Below are 14,409 nucleotides of genomic sequence, written 5' to 3' on the forward strand. Positions count from 1 at the left end.
GTGCGGTTGTGGCGGCGGTGGGGATCGGGGTGTGCGGGTCGGTTGTGCTGGTGGTGCCGCAGACGGTTCTGCAGCGGGTCGTGCCCAACGGGTTCCTGGGGCGGATCGGGGCGGTTTTCTTTGCCGTGGAGGCGCTTTCGACGTTGGTCGGTGTGGTGGCGGGGACGCTGGTGGCGGAGGCCGTGTCCGTGCGGGGTGCGGCGTTCGTTGCGGCCGGGGTCACGGCGGTCGGCGCGGTGGTGGGTGCGGTGGTGGTGCCGCGGGTTACGCTCGCGGGGAAGCGGTCAAACGATCAGGTAAGCGATCAAACAAGCGATCGGTCACCTGGAGCGCGACGGCGAGTGGAGTGAAGGGGCAGGGGCATGCGTGAAGGCGGCGAAGTCCGCAGGCAGCGGATCCTGGCTGTGGTCGCCTCGCGCGGCGCGGTGCGGGTGAGCGACCTGGCGAGCGAGTTGGACGTTTCGGTCGTCACCGTCCGGCGGGACGTCGAGGAGCTCGCGCAGAGCGGGCGGCTGCGGCGGGGGCACGGGGTGGTGCGGCCGTTGGTGCCGGTGGAGCAGCCGGTGGTCAACAAGGCGGTCAACGGTGCCGTGGCGTTGGTCGTGCCCGATCGGCACACGTACCTGTACGAGACGATGAACGGTGCCCGCAAGGTCCTCGAAGACGCGGGGATGCGGGTGGTGCTGCACATCGCGCCGCAGGTCCGCGGTGCGGAACGGCCGATCGTCGAGCGGGCGTTGCAGGAGCCGGTGCAGGGGTTGCTGATCGCGCCGAGGTGGCGGACGCGGGAGGAGGAGCTCGCCGACTCGTGGCTCGCGGAGACCGGAGTGCCGACCGTGCTGATGGAACGACGGCCGGGTGGGGCGCTCAGGGCGATGAGCTCGGTGTGCTCGGACCACTGGTACGGCATGAAGCTCGCTGTCGAGCACCTCAAGAGCCTCGGGCACCGGCGGGTTCTGCTGGCGGCGCGGGACGACAGCCCGACGGCGCGGGCGTTGCGGAAAGCGTTTGCCGAGATTGCACGGGACGGGCTCGAGGACGTGGCCATCATGGGCAGCGACCCGGAGTCCGGGCTCGCCGGCGTGCTCAGGGCCAAGGGGTTCACGGCGGCGGTCCTGCACGGGGACGTGGACGCGTTGATCCTGGTGCAGCAGCTCACCGACGCCGGGATCGACGTGCCGGGCGGGTGTTCGGTGGTGGCGTACGACGACGTGGTCGCGGCGCTCGGGAGCATCCCGCTCACCGCTGTCGCGCCGCCGAAGACCGAGGTCGGCAAAGCGGCTGCGGAGATGCTGTTGCGCAAGCTCCGCAACGATGGCGGGCCGGCGGAACGGGTCGAGTTGCTGCCCGAGTTGAAGGTCCGGTCATCGACTGAGCGTTTGACCGTTTCTTGACGCAAAAGCGATCAGGCGATCAGGATGCGTCGTATGCGCCTGAGTCGTCGCACGCTCCTCGCGGCGGGCCTCACGGCACCACTGGCGGCCTGTTCCACTCCGCAGCGCCGCGGTGCCGGAGGCCCGGTAGAGATCACGTTCTGGTCGGCACTGCGCGGTAGTCAGCAGGTCGTCGACGCGTTCAACTCCTCGCAGAACCGCATCAGGGTGGTCTTCCAGCAGATCCCCTCCGGCGGTCAGGGCGGCTACGCGAAGCTCAGCAACGCCGCCCGCGCGGGCAACGCACCGGATGTCGCGACCATCGAGTACCCGCAGGTTCCCGGCTACGCCATCGACGGCGTGGCCAGGGACATCACCGACCTCGTCACCGACCGCGTCAGGCAGAAGCTGCTGCCCCAGGCGCTCAAGCTCACGACGTTCGACGACCGGATCTTCAGCGTCCCCCTCGACGTCGAGCCGATGGTCCTGCACTACCGCGCCGACCTGTTCGCGGAAAGCGGTTTCCAGGTTCCGCGGGACTGGGACGAGTACGCCGGCCTCGCCCGGCAGGTCAGGACCAGGTTCCCGAACCGGCGGCTCGGGCTGTTCCCCACCGACGGCGGCACGCAGTTCGCCTGCTTCGCCTGGCAGGCCGGCGGGAGGTGGTTCGACACCGGCAACGGCACCTGGCGGGTCTCCCTCGCCGACGGCCCGACGCGCGAGGTCGCCGGCTACTGGCAGCGGCTGATCGACGAGGACCTGGTCTTCCGCAACGCCGCCGACAGCAAGCAGCACGACGCCCAGATCGGGCAGGACCTCGTCCTCACCCGGCTCAGCGGCGCGTGGGACGCGGGCGCCCAGATGCGGGCCCGCCCCGGCCAGAAGGGCAAGTGGCGCATCGCCCCCATGCCGGTCTGGGACCAGCCGCACGTCGGCACCCACGGCGGCTCCACGTTCGCGGTCACCAGGGACTCGCGGCAACCCGAGGCCGCCATGGAGTTCATCGAGTGGCAGACCACCCACCCCGACGCGCTCACCGCCCGCCTCAAGAGCGGCACCAGCAGCCAGTACCCGGCCGCACCCGGCCTGGTCGAGACCGGTGCCAAGGCGTTCCCGCGCGAGTACTACGGCGGCCAGGACATCTACCGGCTCTTCCAGCAGGAGGCCGACAAGATCCTCGACGGCTGGGTGTGGGGACCGCGGATGACCGCCACCCAGAAGGTCATGCAGGACGGCTTCGCGAAGGCCGGTGCGGGCGAGGGCACCCTGATCGACGCGGTCAGGGCCGCCCAGAGCGGCACCATGCCCGACCTCAAGGCCCTCGGACTGTCCACAGAGGAGGTCGAGCGGTGAAGAGCAAATTGGCGTGCGCGACGCTCATGGCACCGTTCTTCCTGTTGCTGGTCATCGTCTTCCTCGTCCCGACCGGCACCGCGATCTGGCTCAGCTTCTTCGCCCAGGACCAGCCCGGCCTCGGCTTCGGCCCGGAGAGCACCGTGTTCGTCGGCCTGCGCAGCTACGCCGCGGTGCTGAGCGACCCCACGTTCCGGGGCGGCCTGGTCACCGTCGTCCTGTACTGCCTGATCTACCTCCCGGTCATGGTCGCCGGCGCGCTGACCCTCGCGCTGCTGCTCGACTCCGGCGTCGCGAAGCTGCGCGGCTGGGCGCAGATGAGCCTCTACCTGCCGCACGCGGTCCCCGGCATCATCGCCGCCCTGATCTGGCTCTACCTCTACACCCCCGGCCTCAGCCCGATCATCGACCTGTTCGCCCAGGCCGACGTCCGGATCGATTTCCTGGGCATCCACACGGTGCTGCCGTCGATCGTGAACATCGCGCTGTGGTCGAACCTCGGCTACAACATGGTGATCTTCTACGCCGCACTCCAAGCGGTGCCGCGGGAAGTGCTCGAAGCTTCGGTCGTCGACGGCGCCGGGCCGGTCAAGCAGGCGATCCGGATCAAGACCCCGCTGGTCAAGGCCGCGATCGTGACCGTCTCGATGTTCACGCTCATCTGGGCGTTGCAGCTGTTCACCGAACCGGTGCTGCTCAGCCAGTCCACCCCGATGATCAGCGCCCGGTTCTCGCCCAGCATGTACATCTACGACGCCGCCTTCACCCGCAACAACTACGGCCTCGCCGCGGCCGCGTCCGTGATCCTGCTGGCCTTCACGGTCGCGCTGTCCTACGGCGTCACCCGCTGGACGAACAGGAAGGCCGCCTGATGACCCTCCTCGGCCGCGCCACGGTCAACGTCGTCGTCGGCGTCTCGGTCCTCTACACCCTGCTGCCGGTGCTGTGGCTGGTCCTCGCCTCCACGAAGAACGTCGACGCGCTGTTCCAGAGCGACCTGCTCTCGCTCAAGGACTTCTCCTTCGCCGACAACGTCAAAGAGCTCTTCGCGATGGACAAGGGCCTCTACGGCCGCTGGTACCTCAACAGCGTCCTGTACGCGGTGCTCGGCGCGGCGGTCAGCGCGTTCGTCTCCACCGCCGCCGGCTACGCGTTCGACAAGTACGCCTTCCGGCACAGGGAGAAGCTCTTCGGCCTGGTCCTCGCCGCCGTCATGGTCCCGCAGACCGTGCTCGCGCTGCCGCTGTACCTGATGGCGTCCGAGGCCGGGCTGGTCAACACGTTCTGGGCGGTGTTCATCCCGGTGCTGTTCAACCCCTTCGGCGTCTACCTCGGCCGCATCTTCAGCCAGGGCTACGTCCCCGACGAGGTGCTGGAGGCCGCCCGCATCGACGGCGCCGGTGACCTCGGCACCTACTTCAAGGTCGCGCTGCGCATGCTCGGCCCCGGTGCCGTCACGATCTTCCTGTTCCAGCTCACCGCGATCTGGAACAACTTCTTCCTGCCCATGGTCATGCTGTCCGACCAGAAGCTCTACCCGGTCAGCCTCGGCCTCTACCAGTGGAACAGCTCCGCCACCGTCAGCCCCGAGTACTACCCGGTGGTGATCATGGGGTCACTGCTCGCCGTGCTGCCGCTGATCGTCGCGTTCCTGCTGCTGCAACGGTTCTGGCGCGCCGGCCTGACCGCAGGAGCCGTCAAGTGAGGGCCGCGGGCGCGATGTCGCGGGAAGCCGAGAACGCCGTCCTCGCGCCCGTGCTGCACCAGCTCACCGCCCTCTGCGACTTCGGCCCGGTCGTCCAGGACCTCGCCGACCTCCCGGACGTCGACCTGCTCGTCACCGGCTGGGGCTGCCCGCCGATCACCGAGGAGGCGTTGCGGCGCCTGCCCGGACTCAAGGCGATCGTGCACACGGCCGGATCCGTCAAGGGCTTCGTCACGGATGCCTGCTGGGAACGCGGCATCGCCGTCTCCAGCGCCGCACGGGCCAACGCCGTCCCGGTCGCCGAGTACACCGTCGCGATGATCCTGCTCACCGGCAAACGCGTGCTCGAACGGGCCCGCGACTACCGCGCGACCAGGCGGATGGAGCTCTACGACGTCCCGGACACCGTCGGCAACTTCGGCACCACCGTCGGCATCCTGTCCGCGTCCACGATCGGCCGCCGGGTCGTCGAGTTGCTGCGGCCCCACGACCTCCACGTCCTCGTGCACGACCCGTTCGTGACCGAAGTGGACGGTGCGGAACCGGTCTCGCTCACCGACCTGTTCCGGCGCAGCGACGTCGTCAGCGTGCACACCCCGTTGCTGCCCGAGACCACGGGCCTCGTGAGCCGCGAGCTGCTCGGGCTCCTGCGCGACGACGCCGTCCTGATCAACACCGCGAGAGGCGCGGTGGTCGACCAGGACGCCCTCGCCGAGGAGGCGGGACGCATCCGCGCGGTGCTCGACGTGACCGACCCGGAGGTCCTGCCACCGGACCACCCGCTGTGGCGCAACGACAACGTGCTCATCACCCCGCACCTCGCCGGGTCGCAGGGCAACGAGTGGCACCGGCTCGCCCGGCACGCCGTCGCCGAGGTCCGCAGATGGGCCAACGGTGAACCGTTCGACACCCCGGTACCAGCGGAACGACGGGAGCGCATCGCGTGAGCCTCACCCGCGAGCAATGGGTCAAGGTCGCCGACGACCTGCTGGCCGCCGCCTGGCGGCACGCGTCACCCGACCAGGCCTTCCTCGACCTGCCCGGCCGCCCGTCACGCAGCGGCGTGCGGTCCGATGGCCTGGAGGGCTACGCGCGGACGTTCCTCGCCGCCGCCTTCCGCACCGCTCACGGTGAGGACCCGCACAACCTGCTGGAACGCTATGCCGCCGGGCTCGTCGCCGGGACTGCGGGGCAGTGGCCCGCGATCACCGACGTCAGCCAGCCCATGGTCGAGTCGGCGTCGGTCGCACTCGGCCTGCGGCTCACCAAACCGTGGCTGTGGAACAAGCTCACCGAAGCCCAGCAGGACCGCGCGGAAGCCTGGCTCAGGGAGGCGCTGCGGCACGTTCCCGCCGCCAACAACTGGTACTTCTTCCCCTACACGGTCGCGGCGTTCCTCGAAGCCGCGGGCAGGGGAGACGCCGAGACCCGCCGGGCCAGGCAACGCGCGGTGGAACTGCTCCGGGGCTGGTACGTCGGTGACGGCTGGTACTCCGACGGCGACGGCCGCGCGTTCGACCACTACAACGGCTGGGCACTGCACCTCTACCCGGCCCTGGACGCGCTCCTCGACGGGAAACCGGTCACCACCCACCTCGCGGAGCACCTGACGAGCTTCTCCCTGCTGTTCGGCGCCGACGGCGCACCGGTCTACTTCGGACGGTCACTGACCTACCGCTTCGCCGCCGCCTCGGCGATCGCACTCGGCGCGGTCACCGGCGAGACGCCGCTGAGCCCCGGCCGGTCCCGGCACCTGATCGGCACCACCCTGCGCTACTTCCTCGACCGCGGCGCCCTGACCGGCGGCCTGCTCAGCCTCGGCTGGCACGGCCCGCACGAGGCCACGCTGCAGGACTACTCCGGCCCCGCCTCCCCGTACTGGGCCAGCAAGGCGTTCGTCTGCCTGCTCGCCGGACCTGACCATCCACTGTGGACCGCACCCGACGAACCCACCGACATCGGGAACCACACACTGGCACTGAACGGGCCGGGTCTCCTCATCCAGCGCCACAACGGCGTGACCAGGCTGCACAACCACGGCAGCGACCACGTCCGCCCGTTCGAGGGCGAGCACGCGACCGACGACGACCCGCTCTACAGCCGCTTCGCCTACTCCACCACGACCGGCCCGACCGCGCGGAAGAACGTCGCCGACAACCACATCAGCCTCGTCGTCAACGGCGACCGCAGCGTCCGCCGCCGCATCCACCCGCTCGGCGCGCGGGACAACTGGGCCGCCTCGTGGCACCGGCCGGTGTTCGACGCGCACCAGCCGATGGTCCCCGGCCTGCGGATCGAGAGCGTGACCGCCGTCTGGGACGACCAGGAGCTGCGCATCCACCGCGTGATCGGCGCACCGCCCGGCACCCGCGCCGAGCTCACCGGCTGGGCCACCGACCTGCCGTCCGCGCTCGTCCCGGTCGCGGGCTGGACCGGCAGCCGCCGGGACCGGGCGCCCCAGGGCACCGCCTTCACCACCAGCCCGGACGTGCCGACGCTGACCGCCGACGTGGAGGGCACCGTCACGCTCGTGGCCGTCGCCGTCCTGGGCGGCACGGTCGCCCAGGCCGACTGGGAGGCCAGGGCAGCCGAGATCCTCCGCCAGACCCTCGACGCCGGTGGTCAGCTCGGCACCGACGGCACCCGTGGTTCGTCGTAGAACGACAGCACGCGGGCACCGGGCGCGAGCCACGGCCGCACCAGCGCGTGCGCACGGTCAGGTTCGCGGTGGAAGAGCCCGACCCTGACCGCGAACACCAGGTCGAACCGGCGGTCGCCCAGGCACATGTCCTCCAGCGAGGCGATCAGGAACTCCGCCTTGCCGGACGCGACGAACCGCGCGTTGCGGCGGGTGGCGGCCTCGACCATCTTCACCGACCGGTCGACGGCCGTGAGCGTGCCCGTGGACAGCAGCTCGCACACCATCCCGGCGGCCACGCCCTGGCCGCAGCCGATCTCCAGCACCCGGTCGCAGGGCCGGATCGCGAGGTGGCCGACCACACCGCGCAGACGCTCGCTCATGGTCCACATGATGCGTCAGCACGGCGGACGCGGCCACCAGCGCGGCGCGACGTCAGCCCTGGCCGACGAGGTTGACCAGCCACCGGACGCCGAACCGGTCGGTGAGGTCGCCGTACTCGTCGCCCCACATCTGCTTCTCCAGCGGCGTCCCGACCTTGCCGCCCTCGGCGAGCTTCGTGAAGTACTCCCTGAGCACCTCGTCGTCGCCGGACAACGACACCGTGATGGTGTCGCCGGGGTGGTAGCCCATCCCGGGCGGCGTGTCGGAGGCCATGATCGTGTAGCCGGCGTCGGTCTCCAGCTGGGCGTGCATGATCTGCTCCGCCTGCGGCGTGTCCTGCAGGCCGAACTCGCCGAAGGTGTTCATCCTCAGCTCGCCGCCGAAGACCGAGTGGTAGAACTCCATCGCCTCACGGGCGGAGCCGTCGAAGCGCAGGTACGGGTTCAGACGAGTGGCCACCGGGATCACTCCTTCGTCGAAGACAGGCGAGAATCCTCGCAAAGCCTTGCCGCGCCTACAACTTGAACCTGTTCCGTGACACCGGGGTCACCCTGAGCGACCTCGTCCGTCCACCTGGGATCTCTGTCGCGAGGCCGACGACCTCCGCGGCTTCGAGGACGGCCGGTGTGAGCCACCGCTGGTCGCGATGGCCAGGCCCTCCAACGCTCAGCCCGGTCGTCGAGGTCAGAACCGCTCGGTCCGGCCAGTCCGGTCTGCCGGTGACCTGACCGGTTCGTCCGCCGCGTCACGCACGCACGCCAGCGCGTCGTCGAGCCGGCCCAGCCTGCGCAACACCCGCCCGCGCACCCGTAGCGCCGCGTCCTGTTCGTCCAGTTGCACGGCCAGGTCGGCGTGTTCGAGCGCCTCCGGGTAGCGGGCCCGCGCGAACAGCTCCTCCGCCCGTTCGACGTGCACGGCCGACAGCGCCTTGGCCTTCTCGCGCAGCAGCGGGTGCTTGCTGAACAGCCCCGGCTCGGCGACCAGGACCTCGGCGCCGCGGTCGGTGAGCAGCGCCGCGAGCCGCCGGTGCTGGCCCAGCCGGTCGAGCAGGCGTGCGGCGGCCGCGGGGAACCCGTTGCGGACGTACCAGGTCGCCGCCCGCTGGTGGTCGACCGGAGTGGGGCCCGCCGCCCGCACCGTCTCGGCGACCGCGGGCACGAGGCGATCACCGACCAGCACACCGAGCCTGGTCAGCTCCACGATGGCGGCCGGGTCGACGCCGAGCTCGACGCACAGCCCGCGCCGCACCGGGCCGAGCCGCGCGAACGTCGCCACGAGGTGCCGCGCCGGGGGTGACAACGTTGGCAGGATGGTGGAGACCACGTACTGCTCGTGGTCGGGCCACCGCCGTGCCAGCGCGGGCCACCCCAGCGTCGCGCGGTAGACCTCGTCACCGACGGCGGCCGCGGGCAGCGCCAGCTCGACCGGGCCGATCTGCTCGGCGCCCTCCCATTCGAACGGCCGCCGGGTGATCAGCGTGACCTGCTCGCACGGCGTGCGCCGCAGCCACTCGCGCAGCTCGCCGGGGGAGACGGCCGGTTCGTCCAGCACGACCTGCGGCGCCCACCTGCGCGTGCGCACGAAGTCGGCCGCTGACTCGCCCGCGCACCAGCGCGCCTGGCGTGACCTGCGCCGGACCGCCTCGGTCTTGCCGTAGCCGGGAGCTGCCGCCACCACCGTCAACCGCACGTCCTCGCCTCCCGCCCTCGCGAACAAGAGAGGGGCGTCCCCGGCCGTGGATATGGGCGAACCGGGTGACGCACGGGCGTCTCCGAAAACTTCCGAAGATTTTCTCCGGTGCGTGTCGATCCGGGCCGGGGGCCGTTCGACGCATCAGTGGAAGGACACGAGCTCCCAGGAGGAACACGACATGACCGCCACGACCGCCACCGCCGCCCCGACCTCGACCCGCACGTCCGCTGTCGCTCGCTGGGCCACGATCGTGACGCGCGTGGTGACCGGCTTGCTGTTCGCGACGACCGGGCTGAACGGGTTCCTGATGTTCATGCCCGCCCCGGACCCGAGCACCATGGCGCCGGCGGGTGTCGCCTTCAGCGCCGCGTTGTCCGCCACCGGGTACATGTTGCAGCTGGCGTCGGGCGTGCAGCTGCTCGCCGGCCTGTTGCTCATCGCCGGCCGGTTCGTGCCGCTGGCGCTGGCGCTGCTGGCCCCGATGGTGGTGAACATCTTCCTGTTCCACGTGTTCCTGGAGCCCAGCGGCCTGGTGATGGCCGTCCTGGTGGTGGCCGCCGAGATCGGCCTGGCGTGGGCGTACCGCGACCGGTTCCGCCCCATGCTCCAGGCCCGCTAGGCCTCAGGAGGACCGATCCCCGCCGGACGTCCGGCGGGGATTTTCGTTGCGCACCACAGTTTTCAGACGCTCGCCGCGGCGCTGACCGTCGCAAACCCCGTGCTGGACAACGGTCTCACGCCTGCGGCGCGGCTAGCGGGCCACGAAGGAGGCCAGCAGGGCCTGCACCTCGTACACGTCGACGCCCTTCCCGAACTGCTTGGAGATCGGGGTGTCGCTGCTGGAGATCCAGATCTTCAGCTCGGCGTCGAGGTCGAAGTGGCCGGCGGTCTCCACGCTGAACTGCGTGACCGCGCGGTACGGGATCGAGTGGTACTCGACCTTCTTGCCGGTCATGCCCTGCTTGTCGACCAGGATCAGGCGGCGGTCGGTGAACACGAACGCGTCGCGCAGCAGCTGGTAGGCCGCGTGCACCTGTTCGCCCTGGGCCAGCAGGCGGCCGAACTCCTGCGCGGCCGCCCTGGGGTCGAGCTTGGAAGCGTTGCCCATCATTCCGCTGAGAAGTCCCATGCGTCCACGTTTACCAGGCTTTCCGAAACCTTGTCCGAACGCTGTGCGGCCGCTGGCCGGGCACTTCCCTGGCTAGCCCGAAAGTGGAGGTCAACAGCCACTCGATCGGGAACAGGGTGATCAGATTGCGCAAGCACCTCGCAGGGACCACCGCCGCACTGGCCGGCGCCCTCCTGGTGACCGGCTGCGCCACCAGTGCGGCGACGACGTCCGAGGAGCAGCGGCCGAGCACCGAGCAGATCAGGGCGCTCTTCGCCGACTGGAACGCGGCACTCGCGACGGGGGACGCCCAGAAGGTGGCCGATCGTTACGCTCCGAACGCGGTACTGCTGCCCACCGTCTCCAACCGGGTGCGCAGCACGCGTGCCGAGATCGTCGACTACTTCGAGCACTTCCTGCAGAACCGGCCGAGCGGGCAGGTGCTCGACTCGCACGTGGCGGTGCTCGACGCCGACGACGCGATCGACGCGGGCACGTACCGGTTCGCGCTCACCAGGAACGGCCAACCGGCCACTGTGGACGCCCGCTACACGTTCGTCTACGAGAAGGTCGACGGGCGCTGGCTCATCGTGAACCACCACTCGTCGGCGATGCCGGAGCCAGCCTGATCCGCACGCACAGCCCGCCGCCGGACGCGGCCTCCAGCGACACCGTGCCGCCGTCGTCAGTGACGAGCTGCTTCACGATCGCGAGGCCCAGCCCGGACCCGCCGCGGCCGGTCAGGCCCTGACCCCGCCAGAAGCGGTCGAACGCGCGCACCCGGTCGGCCTCGGACAGGCCGGGGCCCGCGTCGATCACGTCCAGCTGACCGGGGCGGGTGGTGCGGACCAGGATCGTCGCGCCGTCAGGGGACACCTCCAGCGCGTTGGACAGCACGTTGTCCAGCACCTGTTCGAGGTGTCCCGGCGTGGCGAGCACCCGGAGGTCGGCACCCTCCGAGACGAGCGCGATCGAGCGTTCGTCGGCCGCCGCGCGCCAGGCGGTGAACCGCTCGGCGACGACGTCGAGCACCCGCACGGGCTCGGGGTGCGCGACGTCGGCCTCGGCGCGTGCCAGCGCCAGCAGGCCGTTGACCAGCCGCGACATCCGCACCACCTCGGCCGTCGCCATCTCGACGTCCTCGCGCACGACCGGGTCGTCGACGCCGTCGGCCACGTTGTCCAGCGACAGCCGCAACGCCGTCAGCGGGGTGCGCAGCTGGTGCGACGCGTCGCCGATGAACGCCCGCTGCGCGCCGACCAGCGTGCCGATCGTCTCAGTCGCGGTGTTCAGCGTGCGCGCCAGCGTCCGCGTCTCCGGTGGCCCGGTCTCCTCCGCCCGCGCCGACAGGTCACCGTCGCGCAACCGGCCCGCCATCGCGTTGAGGTCGCGCAACGGCCGGGTGACCCGCCGCGCCAGCCACACGCCCAGCAACGCCGCCGCGATCAGCACGAACACCGCCAGTGCCGCGCGGAACCCCCAGATCTGCCACAGCCGTTGCGTGATCCGATCGTCCGGATAGGACAGCCGGATCGCGCCGACCACGGTCCCGTCCGGCGTGCGCGCCGGCACCGTGAGCTTCAGCCCCTCGGCGTCCCACACCTTCGCCGCCGGCTCCGGCCCGAGCACGTCGATCTGCCCCGGCGTCTGCCGCTCGTAGGCGTCGACCAGCGCGCTCAACGACCGGGTGTCACCGGAGGCCAGCAGCAACGCCGCCGTGTCCGCTTCGCGCCGGGCGGTGTTCTCCGCGTCGGCGTAGAGCTGCTGGTTCAACGTGAACGCCACCGGCACGGTGAACGCCGCGATCGCCACCGCGACCAGCAGCACGTAGCTCCAGACCAGCTGCCGGATCACGTGAGCACCAGCCGGAACCCGACCCCGCGCACGGTCTCCACCGCCGCCGCGTCACCGAGCTTGCGGCGCAGCACCCCCACGTGCACGTCCAGCGTCTTGGTGGGACCGAACCAGTTCTCGTCCCACACCGACTCCATGATCTGCTCGCGGGTGAACACCGCGCCCGGCTCCTCCGCCAGGTACGCCAGCAGGTCGAACTCCTTGGGCGTCAGCACGAGCTCGGTGTCGTCGAGGTGCACCCGCCGCCCGCGGCGGTCGATCCGCAGCCGCCCGTGCTGCTCCGGCGCGGCCGGTGGTTGCGAACGCCGCAGCACCGCGCGGATCCGTGCCACGACCTCCCGCACGCCGAACGGCTTGGTCACGTAGTCGTCCGCGCCGATCTCCAGCCCGACGACGCGGTCGACCTCGTCGGACCGCGCGCTGATCACGATGATCGGCACGTCACCGCGGGCCCGCAGCTCCCGGCACACGTCGAGGCCGTCCATGTCCGGCAGCCCCAGGTCGACGAGCACCAGCGCGGCGTCCGCGACGCTCGCCAGCGCCTCCGCGCCGGTCTGCACCCACCGCACCTCGAACCCGTACCGCGACAGCCCGCGGGTCAGCGACTCCGCGATCGGCTCGTCGTCCTCCACCAGCAGCACCCGCATGGGCGCAGATCATTCCACCGGCCGGGCGTTGGCCAACCGGATGCCGCTCCACCCGAGCGTGCTCGCGCGCACCGCCGCCCAGAACGGCCAGAGCGTCGGCAGCACCCGCAACGAGATCCCGGCCCGCTCGTGCACCGCGAACAGGTCGCCGACCCGTTCCGGCGGCCCGAGCGGCTCCACCGGAACCGTCGCCACCACCGCGTGCCCGGGGCCGTCGCCCTCCTCGGTGAAAGGGCGGAACGGCCCGGCGTCGAACCGGTAGGCGTACAGCCGCACCTCCCGCATCCGCTCCAGCCACCCGTACTCGACGGCGTGCACGCGGGAACCGCAGCCGGGCCCGATGATCCGCTCCCGATCGGCCTCCGCCGACTCCGGATCCACCCAGGCCAGCACCCGCGGGCACTGCCGGGGAAACCAGTAGTCCGGCGACCGGGCGGCGTCCACCGCCCACACGTACTCACCCGGCTGCCGCGCGGTCGCCGCCCGGTGCGGCACGAACCGCGTGATCGCCGGGTCCTCGGAGAAGTGCAGAACTTGACCGGGTTCGGGCCGCATGTGGTCATACTGACGCGCATGCGCAGGCTGATGCTCGTGGTTTTGCTGGTGCTCGCCGGATGCGCCGACGCGCGGGGCGACGGCGTGGAGCTCACCGCCGTCGACCTCACCGCGACCCCGGAAGCCCTGGCACCGCACGGGGACGCGCTGCTCGTCGGCACCCGCCCGAGCGACCACCCCGAGCTGGTCCTGCGGGCCGAGGACGGCACCCAGAGCGCCATCCGGCTCACCCCGGCCACGCCGTACGGCAAGGAGGCCCACTGGTACGGCCTGACCTCCGACGGTCAGACCATCCACGGCGTCGGCGGCGAACGCGGCGGCGCGCACGGCAACGTGCGCTGGAGCGCGTGGACCGGCGACAGCCGCCAGGTGGTGGAGAAGACGCAGGGCTTCAGCACGTTCGGCGGCTACGGCGCGGGCGAGCTGCTCACCGTGGTCGGCACGGCGACCGGGCCGCGGATCGTGGGCAGCTGGCAGAGCGAGAAGGCCGGCCTCGACATCGCCACCTGGACCTACGGCGCCGACACGTGGACCCGTGAACCCAGCGCGGGCACGGCGCTGGAGAGCTCGCAGGAGCTGCTGAAGTTCCCGATCGCGGCCACCCCGACCGGCGACGGCGGCGCGCTGGTCGTCGGCTGGCAGGTCGGCGGCGGCAGCACCGGCGCCGCGGTCTGGCGGTTCGACGGCAAGACGTGGACCACCGCGACCCTGCCGGACGGCGACGCCGCGCTCGCCGCGAACTGCTGGGACGGCACCTGCCACGTCGTCGGCCGCAGCGGCGGCAAGCTCGCCTGGTGGACGGGACCCGACTGGAAGAAGGTCGAGACCCCCGACATCCCGGTCGGCGACCGCACCGACCTCGCGCCACCGGTGCCGGTCAACGGCACCCCGACGCTGTTCATCGACCACGGCGGCGTGAAGCTCGTGTCCGGGAAGACCGAACGACCCGCCGCGGGCCCCACCGGCGCGGTCACCGCCGCCGCCACCGCCGGCGGCCAGGTGTTCGTGATCGCCGGCGGCCGCCTCTGGCGCCTCTCCTGACCCCCGCGTACGCAAAATGGGGCTGTGGGGCGCCTGTGGGTGAACCCTGCGGGGCCACA

The 14,409-nt window shown here is 71.2% G+C and carries 17 protein-coding genes; 10 read left to right on the plus strand and 7 right to left on the minus strand.

Annotated elements, in window-relative coordinates:
* The 7 genes from ADL03_RS39905 to ADL03_RS39935 form a co-directional block, all read left to right on the plus strand.
* The coding region (locus tag ADL03_RS39905; protein ID WP_369809071.1) for a hypothetical protein at positions 1–350 on the plus strand (350 nt) is incomplete at its 5' end.
* 12 nt (positions 351–362) lie between these two features.
* Positions 363–1,394: a substrate-binding domain-containing protein gene (locus tag ADL03_RS39910; RefSeq protein ID WP_053738847.1), complete on the plus strand. Its 1,032-nt coding sequence runs from the start codon at positions 363–365 to the stop codon at positions 1,392–1,394.
* Positions 1,395–1,427: 33 nt separating this feature from the next.
* Positions 1,428–2,726: an ABC transporter substrate-binding protein gene (locus ADL03_RS39915; protein ID WP_053738848.1), complete on the plus strand. Its 1,299-nt coding sequence runs from the start codon at positions 1,428–1,430 to the stop codon at positions 2,724–2,726.
* Positions 2,723–3,598 carry a carbohydrate ABC transporter permease gene (locus ADL03_RS39920; RefSeq protein WP_231642819.1) on the plus strand — a complete coding sequence of 292 codons (876 nt, stop codon included), beginning with the start codon at positions 2,723–2,725 and terminating at the stop codon, positions 3,596–3,598. Before ADL03_RS39915 ends, ADL03_RS39920 begins: the two co-directional genes overlap by 4 nt.
* Positions 3,598–4,431, plus strand: coding sequence for a carbohydrate ABC transporter permease (locus tag ADL03_RS39925; RefSeq protein ID WP_053738849.1), 834 nt, complete (start codon positions 3,598–3,600; stop codon positions 4,429–4,431). Before ADL03_RS39920 ends, ADL03_RS39925 begins: the two co-directional genes overlap by 1 nt.
* Positions 4,428–5,378, plus strand: a complete 951-nt coding sequence (locus ADL03_RS39930; RefSeq protein WP_231642820.1) for a hydroxyacid dehydrogenase — start codon at positions 4,428–4,430, stop codon at positions 5,376–5,378. Before ADL03_RS39925 ends, ADL03_RS39930 begins: the two co-directional genes overlap by 4 nt.
* A complete protein-coding gene (locus ADL03_RS39935; protein ID WP_053738850.1) occupies positions 5,375–7,090 on the plus strand; it encodes a DUF2264 domain-containing protein in 1,716 nt (571 codons plus the stop codon). The genes ADL03_RS39930 and ADL03_RS39935 overlap by 4 nt, the downstream gene beginning before the upstream one ends.
* On the opposite strand, the gene ADL03_RS39940 is transcribed toward ADL03_RS39935, so the two are convergent.
* From ADL03_RS39940 to ADL03_RS39950, 3 genes are all read right to left on the minus strand, one after another.
* The gene (locus tag ADL03_RS39940) at positions 7,054–7,452 is read right to left on the minus strand and encodes a class I SAM-dependent methyltransferase (protein ID WP_197289078.1); all 399 of its coding nucleotides are present in this window, start codon (positions 7,450–7,452) and stop codon (positions 7,054–7,056) included. The two genes, ADL03_RS39935 and ADL03_RS39940, sit on opposite strands and share 37 nt — an antisense overlap.
* 52 nt (positions 7,453–7,504) lie before the next feature.
* Positions 7,505–7,912 carry a VOC family protein gene (locus tag ADL03_RS39945; RefSeq protein WP_053738903.1) on the minus strand — a complete coding sequence of 136 codons (408 nt, stop codon included), beginning with the start codon at positions 7,910–7,912 and terminating at the stop codon, positions 7,505–7,507.
* Between the two features lie 225 nt (positions 7,913–8,137).
* Complete coding sequence (locus ADL03_RS39950) at positions 8,138–9,142, minus strand: hypothetical protein (protein WP_053738852.1); 1,005 nt, start codon at positions 9,140–9,142, stop codon at positions 8,138–8,140.
* A gap of 181 nt (positions 9,143–9,323) precedes the next feature.
* Here ADL03_RS39950 and ADL03_RS39955 point away from each other — a divergent pair, with 181 nt between their 5' ends.
* Positions 9,324–9,764, plus strand: a complete 441-nt coding sequence (locus ADL03_RS39955; RefSeq protein ID WP_197289079.1) for a hypothetical protein — start codon at positions 9,324–9,326, stop codon at positions 9,762–9,764.
* Positions 9,765–9,896: 132 nt separating this feature from the next.
* Here ADL03_RS39955 and ADL03_RS39960 read toward each other — a convergent pair whose 3' ends face one another.
* On the minus strand, positions 9,897–10,274 hold the full coding sequence (locus tag ADL03_RS39960) for a PH domain-containing protein (protein ID WP_053738853.1): 378 nt from the start codon (positions 10,272–10,274) through the stop codon (positions 9,897–9,899).
* 125 nt (positions 10,275–10,399) lie between these two features.
* Between ADL03_RS39960 and ADL03_RS39965 the strand changes: the two genes are divergently transcribed.
* A complete protein-coding gene (locus ADL03_RS39965) occupies positions 10,400–10,882 on the plus strand; it encodes an SgcJ/EcaC family oxidoreductase (RefSeq protein WP_197289080.1) in 483 nt (160 codons plus the stop codon).
* Here the strand turns inward: ADL03_RS39965 and ADL03_RS39970 are convergent.
* The 3 genes from ADL03_RS39970 to ADL03_RS39980 are packed head-to-tail and all read right to left on the minus strand — an operon-like array spanning position 10,839 to position 13,309.
* The gene (locus tag ADL03_RS39970) at positions 10,839–12,107 is read right to left on the minus strand and encodes a HAMP domain-containing sensor histidine kinase (RefSeq protein WP_053738854.1); all 1,269 of its coding nucleotides are present in this window, start codon (positions 12,105–12,107) and stop codon (positions 10,839–10,841) included. The genes ADL03_RS39965 and ADL03_RS39970 overlap by 44 nt on opposite strands.
* Entirely contained in the window at positions 12,104–12,754 is a 651-nt protein-coding gene (locus tag ADL03_RS39975) for a response regulator transcription factor (protein ID WP_053738855.1), read from the minus strand. Before ADL03_RS39975 ends, ADL03_RS39970 begins: the two co-directional genes overlap by 4 nt.
* Positions 12,755–12,763: 9 nt before the next feature.
* Positions 12,764–13,309 (minus strand): DUF6886 family protein, encoded by a 546-nt coding sequence (locus ADL03_RS39980; protein ID WP_053738856.1) that lies wholly within the window; start codon positions 13,307–13,309, stop codon positions 12,764–12,766.
* Positions 13,310–13,327: 18 nt separating this feature from the next.
* Here ADL03_RS39980 and ADL03_RS39985 point away from each other — a divergent pair, with 18 nt between their 5' ends.
* Positions 13,328–14,350, plus strand: coding sequence for a hypothetical protein (locus ADL03_RS39985; RefSeq protein WP_157529696.1), 1,023 nt, complete (start codon positions 13,328–13,330; stop codon positions 14,348–14,350).
* The last annotated feature ends 59 nt before the right edge of the window (positions 14,351–14,409 follow it).

The organism is Nocardia sp. NRRL S-836 (assembly GCF_001279525.1).
GTDB lineage: Bacteria > Actinomycetota > Actinomycetes > Mycobacteriales > Pseudonocardiaceae > Lentzea.